General features: G+C 56.0%; 13 protein-coding genes. 10 read left to right on the forward strand and 3 right to left on the reverse strand.

Features of this window, described 5'->3' with window-relative positions; all coding sequences use genetic code 11:
* The first annotated feature begins 1 nt into the window (after nt 1).
* From tatB to tatD, 3 genes are all read left to right on the forward strand, one after another.
* Complete coding sequence (gene tatB / locus EPG66_RS17275) at nt 2-607, forward strand: Sec-independent protein translocase protein TatB (protein WP_115757960.1); 606 nt, start codon at nt 2-4, stop codon at nt 605-607.
* On the forward strand, nt 607-1,365 hold the full coding sequence (gene tatC, locus EPG66_RS17280) for a Sec-independent protein translocase subunit TatC (RefSeq protein WP_031590265.1): 759 nt from the start codon (nt 607-609) through the stop codon (nt 1,363-1,365). Before tatB ends, tatC begins: the two co-directional genes overlap by 1 nt.
* Before the next feature lie 88 nt (nt 1,366-1,453).
* On the forward strand, nt 1,454-2,236 hold the full coding sequence (gene tatD / locus EPG66_RS17285) for a 3'-5' ssDNA/RNA exonuclease TatD (protein WP_039390518.1): 783 nt from the start codon (nt 1,454-1,456) through the stop codon (nt 2,234-2,236).
* Here tatD and rfaH read toward each other — a convergent pair.
* Nucleotides 2,233-2,721: a transcription/translation regulatory transformer protein RfaH gene (gene rfaH, locus EPG66_RS17290; RefSeq protein WP_010257230.1), complete on the reverse strand. Its 489-nt coding sequence runs from the start codon at nt 2,719-2,721 to the stop codon at nt 2,233-2,235. The genes tatD and rfaH overlap by 4 nt on opposite strands.
* A 206-nt stretch (nt 2,722-2,927) precedes the next feature.
* Here rfaH and pepE point away from each other — a divergent pair, with 206 nt between their 5' ends.
* The 3 genes from pepE to fre all read left to right on the forward strand — a co-directional run bounded on the left by pepE (nt 2,928) and on the right by fre (nt 5,961).
* Complete coding sequence (pepE, locus tag EPG66_RS17295; protein ID WP_083070397.1) at nt 2,928-3,653, forward strand: dipeptidase PepE; 726 nt, start codon at nt 2,928-2,930, stop codon at nt 3,651-3,653.
* Between the two features lie 80 nt (nt 3,654-3,733).
* Entirely contained in the window at nt 3,734-5,218 is a 1,485-nt protein-coding gene (ubiD, locus tag EPG66_RS17300) for a 4-hydroxy-3-polyprenylbenzoate decarboxylase (RefSeq protein WP_010257222.1), read from the forward strand.
* A 41-nt stretch (nt 5,219-5,259) separates the two neighbouring features.
* A complete protein-coding gene (fre, locus tag EPG66_RS17305; protein ID WP_010257219.1) occupies nt 5,260-5,961 on the forward strand; it encodes an NAD(P)H-flavin reductase in 702 nt (233 codons plus the stop codon).
* Nucleotides 5,962-6,032: 71 nt separating this feature from the next.
* Here the strand turns inward: fre and fadA are convergent, their stop codons facing one another.
* Both fadA and fadB read right to left on the reverse strand, forming a co-directional pair.
* Entirely contained in the window at nt 6,033-7,196 is a 1,164-nt protein-coding gene (gene fadA, locus EPG66_RS17310) for an acetyl-CoA C-acyltransferase FadA (protein WP_031590260.1), read from the reverse strand.
* Between the two features lie 10 nt (nt 7,197-7,206).
* Nucleotides 7,207-9,390, reverse strand: a complete 2,184-nt coding sequence (fadB, locus tag EPG66_RS17315; RefSeq protein ID WP_182687642.1) for a fatty acid oxidation complex subunit alpha FadB — start codon at nt 9,388-9,390, stop codon at nt 7,207-7,209.
* A 186-nt stretch (nt 9,391-9,576) separates the two neighbouring features.
* On the opposite strand from fadB, the gene pepQ reads away from it, so the two are divergent.
* The 4 genes from pepQ to hemG are packed head-to-tail and all read left to right on the forward strand — an operon-like array spanning nt 9,577 to nt 13,560.
* Nucleotides 9,577-10,908, forward strand: a complete 1,332-nt coding sequence (gene pepQ, locus EPG66_RS17320) for a Xaa-Pro dipeptidase (RefSeq protein WP_083070395.1) — start codon at nt 9,577-9,579, stop codon at nt 10,906-10,908.
* Nucleotides 10,908-11,525 (forward strand): IMPACT family protein, encoded by a 618-nt coding sequence (locus EPG66_RS17325; protein WP_182687644.1) that lies wholly within the window; start codon nt 10,908-10,910, stop codon nt 11,523-11,525. The genes pepQ and EPG66_RS17325 overlap by 1 nt, the downstream gene beginning before the upstream one ends.
* Before the next feature lie 32 nt (nt 11,526-11,557).
* Nucleotides 11,558-13,009: a Trk system potassium transporter TrkH gene (gene trkH / locus EPG66_RS17330; RefSeq protein ID WP_010257200.1), complete on the forward strand. Its 1,452-nt coding sequence runs from the start codon at nt 11,558-11,560 to the stop codon at nt 13,007-13,009.
* 17 nt (nt 13,010-13,026) lie between these two features.
* The gene (hemG, locus tag EPG66_RS17335; RefSeq protein ID WP_069025617.1) at nt 13,027-13,560 is read left to right on the forward strand and encodes a menaquinone-dependent protoporphyrinogen IX dehydrogenase; all 534 of its coding nucleotides are present in this window, start codon (nt 13,027-13,029) and stop codon (nt 13,558-13,560) included.
* The last annotated feature ends 115 nt before the right edge of the window (nt 13,561-13,675 follow it).

Raw genomic sequence — 13,675 nt, forward strand, 5'->3', positions numbered from 1 at the left:
CGTGTTTGATATTGGTTTTAGTGAACTGGTATTGGTGTTCGTGATCGGGCTGATTGTACTCGGCCCGCAACGTTTACCGGTTGCGGTGAAAACCGTGGTCGGCTGGATCAGGGCGATTCGTTCGCTGGCAGCCAATGTACAACATGAACTGGCGCAGGAGCTCAAGCTGCAGGAGTTGCAGGAGAGCCTGAAAAAGGTGGAAGAAGCGGGCCGTGGCACGCTCTCACCTGAGCTGAAAGAGTCAATGGAAGAGCTGCGTAAAACTGCGGATTCAATGAAACGCTCGGTCAGCCAGAGCATCGACATTGAAAAAGAGGAAGACGAGGCAAACACCATCCATTCGGCTCAGCACAGGCCTGCGCCTCATCCGGTCTCTGAGCCTGCTGCGTCTGAGCCTTCGGCGACACCGGCTACTGCAGAACACCAGGCCAGTGCCCCGGCACAGACGCCGTCTGCGGTTTCAGACTCAGGTCCGGCGGCGCAATCCTCTGCTGCACCAACCGCTGTGGCCAGCGCACCGGCACAGGCGCCCGCTGGCGACGTTGCCAGGCCGGCAGATCCTGCGCGTCATTCCGCTACCCCCTCTTCTGCAAGTGATGAACGATAATGGCCGTTGAAGATACCCAACCGCTCATCAGTCATCTGATTGAGCTGCGTAAGCGCCTACTGAACTGCATCATCGCTGTATTAGCGATTTTCCTGGTGCTGGTTTATTTCGCCAACGACATCTACCAGCTGGTCGCGGCACCGCTAATCAGCCAGATGCCGGTGGGCTCCAGCATGATCGCGACCGATGTGGCCTCACCGTTTTTCACCCCGATTAAGCTGACCATTATTGTGTCGGTGTTTCTTGCGGTGCCGGTGATCCTCTATCAGGTCTGGGCATTTGTCGCCCCGGCGCTTTACCGGCATGAGCGCAGGCTGGTTATGCCGCTGCTGTTTTCCAGCACCTTCCTGTTCTACTTTGGCGTGGCCTTTGCCTATTTCGTGGTCTTCCCGCTGGCATTTGGTTTTTTCACCAAGACAGCGCCGATCGGCGTGACCGTAGCAACGGATATCTCTAAGTATCTCGATTTTGTCATGACGCTGTTTATGGCATTTGGCGTGGCGTTTGAAGTGCCGGTGGCGATTGTGTTGCTGTGCTGGACCGGGATCACCAGCCCGGAAGAGTTGAAGAAGAAACGTCCCTATATTCTGGTGGGCGCCTTCGTGGTCGGGATGTTGCTCACACCGCCGGATGTTTTTTCCCAAACTTTGCTCGCTATTCCGATGTACTGCCTGTTTGAAGTCGGCGTATTCTTTTCCCGTTACTATGTGGGTAAAGGCCGCCGGTTACAGGATGAAGACGAGAATACCGACTCCTGATGCGGACAGCTTTACCCGCACTGGCGGGAAGCGATCACTCCAAACCGCCCTGATGGGCGGTTTTTGTTTATAAACTGTGGGAAAAATTATGTTTGATATCGGTGTAAACCTGACCAGCACGCAATTCGCCTCCGATCGGCAAAAGGTGGTTAAACGCGCGCGTGATGCGGGCGTCACCGGCATGCTTATTACCGGCACTAACGCGCTGGAGAGCCAGCAGGCTCAGCGACTGGCTGAGGATCAACCGGGCTTCTGTTGGTCTACCGCGGGCGTCCATCCTCATCATGCCAGCGAATGGTCAACGGAAATTGCCAGCACCCTGCGTCGTCTGGCTGAAAAACCGGAAGTGGTTGCCATTGGTGAGTGCGGACTCGATTTCAATCGCAACCTGTCGGCTCATGAGCAGCAGGAGTATGCGTTTGATGCGCAGCTGGCTCTGGCGGCGGAACTCAATATGCCGGTCTTTCTGCACTGCCGCGAAGCCCATGCGCGTTTCGCCGCAGTGCTGGCGCCCTGGCTGCCAAAATTGCCTGGCGCGGTGATCCACTGCTTTACCGGCACGCGTGACGAACTGGAAGCCTGTCTGGGCATGGGATTATCGGTAGGAATTACGGGCTGGGTATGCGATGAGCGCCGTGGTCTGGAGTTGCGCGAGCTGCTGCCACTGATTCCGGCCGATCGCCTGCTGCTGGAAACGGATGCCCCATATCTGCTGCCGCGAGACATGCGTCCACGCCCGACTTCGCGCCGTAATGAACCCTGCTTTTTACCGCATATTGTGCATCAGGTGGCGACATGGCGTGGTGAGAGTGCTGAGGAACTGGCGACCCGCATCGACCATAATGCGCGGACGTTATTCAGACTGGCTTAAATCTTGCGGAACTGCTTGTTGTCGACGCTGCGCATCACCTGCTTGTTCAGCAAATTAAGCAACAGAATCGAGCGTGTTTCGCCATCCGGCTCGGCAAAGATGGCGCGCAGCCCTTCAAACGTCCCGTCGGTGATGACCACTTCATCGCCGCTTTGCGGCGTTTCAGGGTCAAGCAGGATTTGCGGAACGTCCGTTTCCAGCGCTTCGATCACGGCTGAAGGCACGGTCGCGGGCGTCGTGCCAAAGCGCACAAAGTGACTGACACCACGGGTACTGCTGATCGTCGTGGTGTGAATGGCTTCCGGATCAAACTCGATAAACAGATAATTCGGGAACAGTGGCTCACTCACGGTGGTGCGTTTACCGCGCACGATCTTTTCCAGAGCGATCATCGGGCTGAGGCAATGCACTTCCTGCCGCTCCAGATGCTCCTTCGCGCGCAGTAGCTGTCCACGTTTGCAATAGAGTAAGTACCAGGATTCCATAACTGCTCCCATTGAATGGACGCTAAGAATAGCAAACCTGCTGCCAGAGTTATAGCGCAGGGGCAGGGTAAAGCGTCCCGCAAAGAAAATAAACTGAGACTTTTCTTAAGATGCCCGATGGCAGCAGAAAAGGTGACTGAAAATTGACGTCTGCTATTGCTCTGTATCAGACTCAATGACCATCACATCTGCAAAAGGATCCTCTGATGGAACTCTTTCTGTTGAGCAACGGCAAGCTGGCCGATGATGCGCCGCTGCTGGGCTATGCGCAGCCGCAGCTGCACGCCATGATCGCCCGACGCGCTATTCGCTCGGCGGTATTAATCCCCTACGCGATTATTCGTGGCGATCAGCAGCAACGCGCCGCCGAACTTAGTGCCTCTCTGGGTATTCAGGTTGAGCGGGTTCAGGCATTCGCCTCACCGGCTGAAGCGATTGCGCAGGCAGAGCTGATTTTAGTCAGCGGCGGTAACACCTGGTTCCTGAATCAGATGCTGCATGAGCAGGGTCTGATCGGGGCGATTCAGCGCGCGGTGCGGGAGCGGCAGGTACCTTATGTCGGCTGGAGCGCAGGCTGCAACGTGGCGACGCCCTCAATCCGTACCACGAATGATATGCCGGTGCGCAGCAGCGTGGTGCTGCCTGCGCTGGGACTCTTTCCGGTGCAGATTAATCCCCACTATCTGGATGCCAGCGTCAGCGGGCATATGGGCGAAACCCGCGACGAACGGCTGGCAGAGTTCTGTGCAGTTAATCCGACCGAGTCGGTGATTGCACTGCGTGAAGGCAGTTTTCTGCACCTTCACGACAATCAGCTGCGCTATCACAGCGTGCGAAACGAAGATTTTAAACTGTTTCGCCACGGCGAGCCGATTCAGGGGTATCACGATGCCCGCGCGTTACAACCGCTGGTTCCCTTTCAGTGCGTATGACGCTGCCATATAAACCTCAGCATAACCGCTTAATCAGACCTATAATGGCCGATTCACTCTGGCCGGAAAGCTAAAGCCGCATGAAATATCACGATTTAAGAGACTTTCTCGCGCTGCTCGAACAGCGCGGTGAGCTAAAGCGCATTACCCAGTCGATCGATCCTGAACTGGAAATGACCGAAATCGCCGACCGCACCCTGCGTGCCGGTGGCCCGGCTCTGCTGTTTGAAAACCCGAAAGGGTACGACATGCCGGTGCTGTGCAATCTGTTCGGCACACCAAAGCGTGTGGCAATGGGCATGGGCCAGGAAGAGGTCAGCGCACTACGTGAAGTGGGGAAGCTGCTGGCCTTCCTGAAAGAGCCGGAGCCGCCAAAAGGCTTCCGCGATCTGTTCGATAAGATGCCGCAGTTTAAGCAGGTCCTGAACATGCCGACCAAACGCCTGCGCAATGCACCCTGTCAGGAAGAGGTGTTCAGCGGCGATGAAGTCGATCTGACGCGCATTCCGGTGATGAAGTGCTGGCCGGGCGATGCGGCACCGCTGATTACCTGGGGGCTGACCGTGACGCGCGGTCCGCACAAAGAGCGGCAGAATCTTGGGATCTACCGGCAGCAGGTGATCGGCAAAAATCGTCTGATTATGCGCTGGCTGTCGCACCGTGGCGGCGCGCTCGACTATCTGGAGTGGACGAAAGCGCATCCGGGTGAGCGTTTTCCGGTCTCGGTGGCGCTGGGTGCCGATCCCGCCACTATCCTTGGAGCTGTAACGCCGGTGCCTGATACGCTGTCAGAATATGCGTTCGCCGGGTTGCTGCGCGGCAATAAAACTGAAGTAGTGAAATGCCTCTCGAACGATCTCGAAGTTCCCGCCAGCGCGGAAATCGTGCTGGAAGGGTATATCGAAGCGGGCGATATGGCGCCGGAAGGACCTTACGGCGACCACACCGGCTACTACAATGAAGTAGATAGCTTCCCGGTGTTTACCGTTACGCATATTACGCAGCGCCATAAGCCTATCTATCACTCCACCTACACCGGCCGTCCGCCGGATGAACCTGCGGTGCTGGGCGTGGCGCTGAATGAAGTACTGGTGCCGATTCTGGTGAAGCAGTTCCCGGAGATCGTGGACTTCTATCTGCCGCCAGAAGGGTGTTCATACCGGCTGGCGGTCGTGACGATTAAAAAGCAGTACGCGGGGCATGCCAAACGTGTCATGTTTGGCGTCTGGTCGTTTCTGCGGCAGTTCATGTACACCAAATTTGTTATTGTGTGTGACGATGACGTTAATGCGCGTGACTGGAACGACGTGATCTGGGCGATCACCACGCGTATGGATCCGGCCCGCGATACGGTATTAGTGGAAAATACCCCAATCGATTATCTCGATTTCGCTTCGCCCGTTTCCGGGCTGGGATCGAAGATGGGGATGGATGCGACCAATAAGTGGCCAGGTGAAACGCAGCGCGAATGGGGTACACCTATCGTCAAAGATCCTGCGGTCACCGCGCGCATTGATGCTATCTGGGATGAGCTAGGTATTTTTGATCAGCCGCCACAGCGTTGATGGCGAGCACAACCATAAAGACGACCCGACAGAGGGAACGCATGACAACGTTAAGCTGTAAAGTAACTTCGGTTGAGGCGATTACCGACACGGTCTATCGCGTTCGCCTGATCCCTGAAGCGGAATTCAGTTTTCGCGCGGGACAGTATCTGATGGTGGTGATGGACGAGCGTGACAAGCGTCCGTTCTCACTGGCCTCAACGCCGATGGAAAAAGATATCATTGAGCTGCATATCGGTGCGTCCGATCTGAACCTCTATGCCATGGCCGTCATGGATCGCATCCGTAACGATCGCCAGATTACGGTTGATATGCCGCACGGCGATGCCTGGCTGCGTGAAGAGAGCAGCAAGCCGCTGATTCTGATTGCAGGCGGCACCGGTTTCTCCTATGCCCGTTCGATTCTGCTCACTGCACTGGCGGAACAGCCAGAGCGCGATATCGCCATTTACTGGGGCGGACGTGAACTCAAGCATCTGTACGATCTGGAAGAGCTGGATGCGCTGGCGGTGAAGCATCCGAACCTGAAGGTGATCCCGGTTGTCGAGCAACCTGAAGCGGGCTGGCAGGGCCGCTCAGGCACGGTACTGACGGCAGTGATGCAGGACTTCAGTACGCTGAGCGAGCATGAGATCTACATCGCCGGACGTTTTGAGATGGCGAAGATTGCGCGCGATCGTTTCTGTGCCGAGCGTGGCGCAGTGGAGTCACAGATGTACGGCGATGCGTTTGCCTTTATCTGATTCCCTGTAGCAGACAGAAAAAACCCGCCGGTTTACTGGCGGGTAAATCTGACAAAGTAAGACTCAACGTATTACAGACGCTCGAATACGGTCGCAATGCCCTGACCCAGTCCGATACACATGGTGGCGAGGCCAAAACGGGCATCGCGTCGTTCCATAATATTCAGCAACGTCGTGCTGATGCGTGCGCCGGAGCAGCCCAGCGGATGGCCTAACGCAATCGCGCCGCCATTCAGATTGACCTTATCATCCATCCGTTCCAGCAAACCTAAGTCCTTGATACACGGCAGCGTCTGCGCGGCAAAGGCTTCGTTCAGCTCAAACACATCGATATCACTGACGCTCAGTCCCGCCCGTTTTAATGCCAGTTTGCTGGCCGGTACCGGTCCATAGCCCATGATCGAAGGATCACAGCCCACCACCGCCATGCTGCGGATGCGCGCGCGCGCTGTCAGCCCCAGTTCACGGGCGCGTGATTCACTCATGACCAGCATGGCGGCCGCGCCATCTGACAACGCCGACGACGTGCCCGCTGTGACGGTGCCGTTAACCGGATCGAAGGCGGGTTTGAGTGCCGCCAGTCCTTCGGCGCTGGTCTCCTCGCGAATCACCTCATCGAAGTCATAGCGTTTAAGAATGCCGTCGCTGTCGTGACCATAGGTGGCGACAATCTCTGTTGCAAAGTCCCCGCGCTGGGTGGCCTGCCAGGCCCGCTGGTGCGAACGCAGGGCAAATGCATCCTGCTGCTCACGGCTGATATGATGCATCCGCGCCAGCATTTCAGCTGTTAAGCCCATCATGCCTGCTGCTTTTGCCACGGTACGGCCCAGACCGGGATGAAAGTCGACGCCGTGATTCATCGGCACGTGCCCCATATGCTCCACGCCACCGATCAGACAACATTGCGCATCACCGACCATAATGGCGCGGGCCGCATCATGCAGCGCCTGCATTGAAGAGCCACACAGTCGGTTGACGGTGGTGGCCGGCACTGAGTGCGGGATTTCGGCCAGCAGCGCGGCGTTACGCGCAATATTAAATCCCTGCTCCAGCGTCTGCTGTACGCAGCCCCAGACGATATCGTCCAGTGATGTCGGGTTCACCGCCGGGTTGCGGCTCAGGAGTTCGCGCATCAGGTGCGCAGAGAGATCTTCAGCGCGCACGTGACGAAAGGCGCCGCCTTTTGAACGTCCCATTGGCGTGCGCACCGCATCAATAATCACCACATTTTCCATCTTTTTGCCCTCAGGCGCTTTTCAGCGCGGCTTCATCAATCGGTTTGGCGGCGGGATACCAGCTTTCATGCTGATGGGCTTTCTGCACCAGCAGCGCAGGCAGGGCATATAAGCCTCCTAGTGCGCTATAACGCCGGGCCTGATCCACCACGTTGCTGTTGCCCAGGGTATCGAGATAGCGGAAAGCGCCGCCACGGAAAGGCGGGAAGCCGAGACCATAGACCAGCGCCATATCCGCTTCCGCTGGCGAGGCAATAATCTTCTCTTCCAGGCAGCGCACTACTTCATTCAGCATTGGCAGCATCATGCGATTCAGGATCTCTTCGTCGCTAAAGACCCGCTTAGGCTGGCAGACCTGCTCCAGCAGCGTATCCACTTCGGTATCAGCCACTTTTGTCAGTTTGCCCTTTTTATCTTCTTCCCAGCGCCAGAAGCCTTTGCCATTTTTCTGGCCAAAACGACCGGCATCAAACAGCAGATCGATCGCATCACGATAGTCATGCTTCATACGATCCGGGAAACCGTCAGCCATGACGCTTTGCGCGTGGTGCGCGGTATCAATGCCCACCACATCCAGCAGCCATGAGGGGCCCATCGGCCAGCCAAACTGTTTTTCCATCACTTTATCAATCTGACGGAAATCAGCGCCGTCGCGCAGCAGCAGGCTGAAAGCGGCGAAGTAAGGGAACAGCACCCGGTTAACAAAGAAGCCCGGACAGTCATTCACTACGATGGGGGTTTTGCCCATTTTGCTGGCCCAGGCCACCACTTTGCTCAGGGTCGCTTCACTGGTTTTCTCGCCACGAACCACCTCTACCAGCGGCATACGCGGCACCGGATTGAAGAAGTGCATGCCGCAGAAGTTTTCCGGACGCTGCAGCGCCTGCGCCAGCTGGCTGATGGGAATGGTCGAGGTATTGGAGGCCAGAATCGCATCCTTACGCAGATGCTGTTCGGTTTCCGCCAGCACTTTTGCCTTGATCAGCGGGTTCTCTACCACCGCTTCAACCACCACATCAGCCTGTTCAAAACCGGCGTAATCCAGCGTGGGCTGGATAGTGGCGATCACACTGGCGAGTTTGTTGCCGTCGATTTTGCCGCGTTCCAGCAGCTTATTGAGCAGCTTGCTGGCTTCGTTCATCCCCAGCGTTAACGCCTGTGGATTAATATCTTTCATTCTGACCGGCACGCCTTTCCACGCAGACTGGTAGCTGATGCCGCCACCCATGATGCCTGCGCCCAGTACCGCTGCCTGAGCGGGTGCGCCGCTTTCGCTGCCGCGCTTTTTCGCCAGACCTTTCACGTACTGATCGTTGAGGAAGATGCCAACCAGCGCGCGTGCTTCATCAGACTGGGCCAGCGGCACAAACGCTGCGGTTTCAAGTTTCAGCGCGTCATCCCGGCCAAGGCTGGCTGCGGCTTCAATGGTTTTTACCGCCATCAGCGGAGCGGGATAATGCTTGCCTGCGGTTTGCAGCACCATGGCTTTCGCGATAGTGAAGCTCATGGCCGCTTCAATCGGGCTGAGTTTCAGCGGAGCCAGCTTAGGGGCCCGGCGTGCGCGCCAGCTGCCATCAGTGGCAGCGGCTTTGAGCATGATGATCCCCGCCTCACGCAGTTTCTCGCGAGACACCACCGCATCGACCAGACCGAGTTTAAGAGCGGCATTGCCATCGACATCTTTTCCCGCCGCAATAATTTCCAGCGCACTGTCGGCACCCAGCAGGCGCGGCAATCGCACGCTGCCGCCAAATCCCGGCATGATGCCGAGTTTGGTTTCCGGCAGGCCAATACGGGCGTCCGCAGTAGCGATACGCAGATCGGTTGCCAGTACGCATTCACATCCGCCGCCCAGTGCATAGCCGTCAATGGCGGCCAGAGTCGGGACCGGCAAATCTTCCAGACGATTGAAGATGCTGTTGGCGTAACTCAGCCACTGGCTCAGTTTTTCGGTGGGTGCATCAAACAGTGAAAGGAACTCGGTGATATCTGCCCCTACAATAAATGCAGGTTTAGCGGAGCTCAGCAGCAGGCCGCGCAGTTCTGGCTGCTGCTCCAGCACAGCTATCGCCTCGCCCAGGCTGGCGACAGTTTGCGTATCGAGCTTGTTGACCGAGCCCGTAGCGTCAAAAAACAGCTCGGCGATGCCATCGTCCAGCCAGTGAAGAGTAAGGTTAGCGCCTTGGTAGAGCATGTGCGTCTCCTGAAACCGCGAAAGGTGATCTGGTCATACCAGATGATCGTGAGTGTGGGAGCGATGTTAATTTTTTGCAAACTGGTCTTTGCTTATTTGCTAACAAGATCACAGCTGCGCCGACTTCGGCATCTGCGCAAGGGGTATGCTAAACTGCGGCCATTTCGCGACACTGGAGAGACGTCAATGGATTCACTGAAGACCTTGTATCACGCGCACATCGCCACGTTGCAACAACGGGCGCAGCAGGTGCTGGCACGCAATAAACTGGATGCGATGTTGATCCATTCCGGTGAGTTGTTGACGGTGTTTCTGGATGATCACACTTATCCATTTAAGGTGAATCCGCAGTTCAAGGCCTGGGTGCCGGTGACGCAGGTGCCCAACTGCTGGCTCTGGATTGATGGGGTGAACAAACCGAAACTGTGGTTCTACTCTCCGGTGGATTACTGGCATAACGTTGAACCGTTGCCGGATAGCTTCTGGACCGGGGATGTCGAAGTTATCGGCCTGAAAAATGCGGATGAGATTGCGCAGTTGCTGCCTGCACAGCGTGATAACGTCGCCTATATCGGCCCGGTTAACGCGCGTGCGTCTCAGCTCGGCATCGCCTCTGGCAATATTAATCCCAAAGCGGTCATCGACTTCCTGCACTTCCATCGCAGCATCAAAACTGATTATGAACTCGCCTGTCTGCGCCAGGCACAGAAGCTGGCGGTTGCCGGTCATCGCGCTGCTAAAGAAGCGTTCTCGGCGGGCTTAAGCGAGTTCGATATCAATCAGGCGTATCTGACCGCTACCGGTCATCGCGACACCGATGTACCTTACGGCAATATCATTGCGCTGAATGAGCACGCTGCGGTGCTGCACTACACCCGGCTGGATCATCAGCCACCGGCGAAACGCCATAGCTTTTTGATTGATGCGGGTGCCGAGTATCTTGGCTATGCCGCTGATTTGACCCGCAGCTATGCGGCGCAGAGCAGTTCGCTCTATGCCAGAATGGTTGAGGCGATGAACACTGAAGAGCTGGCCCTGATAGCCACGCTGAAACCGGGCGTACGCTACACCGATTACCATCTTCAGATGCATCAGCGTATTGCGAAGATGTTGCTGAAGTTTGAGCTGGTTCAGGGAATCAGCGAAGAAGCGCTGGTGGCTGAAGATCTGACCGGTCCGTTTATGCCACATGGCCTGGGGCATCCGCTGGGTCTGCAGGTCCATGACGTTGCCGGTTTTATGCAGGATGAGCAGGGCACCCATCTCGCCGCGCCAGCGCAATATCCTTATCTTCGCTGCACCCGCGTGCTGCAACCGGGCATGGTATTAACCATTGAGCCGGGCTTCTATATTATTGACTCGTTACTGAAGCCGCTGCGTGAAGGCCGTTTCAGTCAGCACTTTAACTGGCAGGCCATTGATGCACTTCGGCCTTATGGCGGAATTCGTATCGAGGATAACGTGGTGATCCATGCGCATCGCGTTGAGAACATGACCCGCGATCTGCATCTGGCCTGATGGAGGCCTTTGATATTCCCGCTGTGCCAGTGAGCAGCAGTGAGGAGACAATCAAAAAGAGTCGCTTCATTACGCTACTGGCGCACACCGAGGGTGCAGAGGCGGCGCGCGCGTTTGTCCAGCAGGTTAAAAGCGAGCATCCCACTGCCCGGCATCACTGCTGGGCTTGGGTAGCGGGCGCACCGAATGATTCTCAGCAACTCGGTTTCTCTGATGATGGTGAACCTTCGGGTACGGCAGGGAAACCGATGCTGGCGCAACTGATGGGCGCGGATATTGGCGAGATTACCGCTGTGGTGGTGCGTTATTACGGTGGCATCATGCTGGGAACCGGCGGCTTAGTGAAAGCGTATGGTGGTGGCGTCCAGCAGGGGCTTAAGCAGCTGCCACGGCAGCGCAAAGTGCCGATGAAGCTGTTCACTTTGCAATGTGACTATGCACAGCTCAGTGATATTGAACGGCTGGTACAGCGTTTTGAAGGTAAGGTGACCGACAGCCAGTTTCAGGATCGTATTGCGTTGACGCTGGCTGTACCTTACGGACAGATCGACCGGTTCAAAAAAAATCTGTCAGACTTTAGTCGGGGCGCGTTATCGCTGATCCCGCTCACACCATGATGTTCATCTCTTTTATTTAAAGGAACGGCTGAATGCACTTTCGCGCCATTACCCGCATAGTCGGTCTGCTGGTGATCCTCTTTTCAGTGACGATGATTTTGCCCGGCCTGGTCGCCTTAATTTATCGCGATGGCGCAGGGCGGGCGTTTAGCCAGACCTTTATGATGGCGCTGGTGATCGGCTCGCTGCTGTGGTGGCCGAATCGCAAAAAGAAAACCGAACTCAAACCGCGGGAAGGGTTTCTGATTGTGGTCCTGTTCTGGACGGTGCTGGGCAGTGTAGGGGCGATGCCCTTTATCTTTGCCGAACAGCCGCATCTTTCGGTGACGGATGCATTCTTTGAATCTTTCTCTGGCCTGACGACCACGGGTGCTACCACGCTGGTGGGGCTGGACTCGTTGCCTAAGGCGATTCTCTTCTATCGGCAGATGCTGCAGTGGCTGGGCGGTATGGGGATCATCGTATTAGCCGTGGCGATACTGCCGATTCTGGGCGTCGGGGGCATGCAGCTCTATCGCGCTGAAATGCCGGGGCCGCTGAAAGATAATAAAATGCGACCACGTATCGCCGAGACGGCCAAAACACTCTGGCTGATCTACGTTCTGCTGACGATAGCCTGTGCGCTGGCATTGTGGCTGGCGGGAATGCCAGCGTTTGATGCTATTGGCCACAGTTTCTCGACTATCGCCATTGGCGGCTTCTCAACCCATGATGCCAGTATCGGCTATTTTAACAGTGGCACTATCAATACCATCGTGGCGGTGTTTCTGCTGATCTCCGGCTGTAACTACGGCCTGCACTTTGCCATGTTAAGCGGACGCAATCTGCGCGTGTACTGGCGCGACCCTGAGTTCCGCATGTTTATTGGCGTTCAGCTGACACTGGTGTTGATCTGTACTCTGGTGCTCTGGTTCCATAATGTCTATGAAAGTGGCTGGCAGACGCTGAACCAGGCCTTTTTCCAGGTGGTCTCAATGGCGACGACGGCGGGATTCACGACCGACAGCATCGCACGCTGGCCATTGTTCCTGCCGGTACTGCTGTTGTGCTCCGCCTTTATCGGCGGTTGTGCCGGTTCAACCGGCGGTGGTCTGAAGGTGATTCGCATACTGCTGTTATGCAAGCAGGGTAACCGTGAACTTAAGCGTCTGGTTCACCCCAATGCGGTCTACACCATTAAGCTGGGCAATCGGGCGCTGCCGGAACGTATCCTTGAAGCCGTATGGGGATTCTTCTCGGCTTATGCGCTGGTGTTCCTGATCAGCATGCTGGCGATCATCGCTACCGGTGTTGATGACTTCTCGGCTTTTGCTGCCGTTGCCGCGACGCTCAATAACCTCGGCCCTGGCTTAGGGGTCGTAGCTGATAACTTCACTTCAATGAATGACGTGGCGAAATGGATTCTTATTTCCACCATGTTGTTTGGGCGTCTCGAGGTATTCACCTTGCTGGTGCTGTTCACGCCTACTTTCTGGCGTGAATAATTAATAAGGATGCTGACATGAAAGCGCTGATTCTCTATTCCACTCGCGACGGACAAACAAAGAAGATTGCCTCTTCTATTGCTGATGTGATCCGTCAGCAGCAGCAGTGTGATGTGCTGAACATTCAGGATGCCACTCTGCCTGACTGGGCACAGTATGATCGCGTGTTAATTGGCGCATCTATCCGCTATGGCCATTTTCAGCCGGTCGTCGATAAGTTCGTTAAACAACACCTTCATGAGTTGCAGCAGCGTACCAGCGGTTTCTTTTCGGTGAACCTGACGGCGCGCAAACCTGAGAAGCGTTCTCCTGAAACCAATGCCTATACGCAGAAGTTCCTGGCACACTCGCCGTGGCAGCCTGATTGCTGTGCCGTGTTCGCAGGCGCGCTCTATTACCCGCGCTATCGCTGGTTCGATCGCGTCATGATTCAGTTGATTATGCGCATGACCGGTGGTGAGACAGATTCGACGAAAGAAGTGGAGTACACGGACTGGCAGCAGGTACGCACTTTTGCCAATGATTTTGCACAGTTACCAGGCAAATCGTAGCGAAATAGCGCGATTTGATGAAAATTACTGCGAACGATAATCTTTTCGTAATAAACGCTTGTCAGCCCGCGGAAACTCCCTATAATGCGCCTCCATCGACACGGAACACCGGCAA

Origin of the sequence: Pantoea pleuroti (genome assembly GCF_014156615.1) — a bacterium.
Lineage (GTDB): Bacteria > Pseudomonadota > Gammaproteobacteria > Enterobacterales > Enterobacteriaceae > Pantoea > Pantoea agglomerans.

Bases quoted from the DNA above. Each gene is read 5' to 3' on its own strand.
- EPG66_RS17325 (WP_182687644.1), top strand. From the start codon at position 10,908: ATGGAGGCCTTTGATATTCCCGCTGTGCCAGTGAGCAGCAGTGAGGAG.
- pepQ (WP_083070395.1), top strand. From the start codon at position 9,577: ATGGATTCACTGAAGACCTTGTATCACGCGCACATCGCCACGTTGCAA.
- tatD (WP_039390518.1), top strand. From the start codon at position 1,454: ATGTTTGATATCGGTGTAAACCTGACCAGCACGCAATTCGCCTCCGAT.
- fadA (WP_031590260.1), bottom strand. From the start codon at position 7,196: ATGGAAAATGTGGTGATTATTGATGCGGTGCGCACGCCAATGGGACGT.
- ubiD (WP_010257222.1), top strand. From the start codon at position 3,734: ATGAAATATCACGATTTAAGAGACTTTCTCGCGCTGCTCGAACAGCGC.
- tatC (WP_031590265.1), top strand. From the start codon at position 607: ATGGCCGTTGAAGATACCCAACCGCTCATCAGTCATCTGATTGAGCTG.
- fre (WP_010257219.1), top strand. From the start codon at position 5,260: ATGACAACGTTAAGCTGTAAAGTAACTTCGGTTGAGGCGATTACCGAC.
- trkH (WP_010257200.1), top strand. From the start codon at position 11,558: ATGCACTTTCGCGCCATTACCCGCATAGTCGGTCTGCTGGTGATCCTC.
- hemG (WP_069025617.1), top strand. From the start codon at position 13,027: ATGAAAGCGCTGATTCTCTATTCCACTCGCGACGGACAAACAAAGAAG.
- rfaH (WP_010257230.1), bottom strand. From the start codon at position 2,721: ATGGAATCCTGGTACTTACTCTATTGCAAACGTGGACAGCTACTGCGC.
- pepE (WP_083070397.1), top strand. From the start codon at position 2,928: ATGGAACTCTTTCTGTTGAGCAACGGCAAGCTGGCCGATGATGCGCCG.
- fadB (WP_182687642.1), bottom strand. From the start codon at position 9,390: ATGCTCTACCAAGGCGCTAACCTTACTCTTCACTGGCTGGACGATGGC.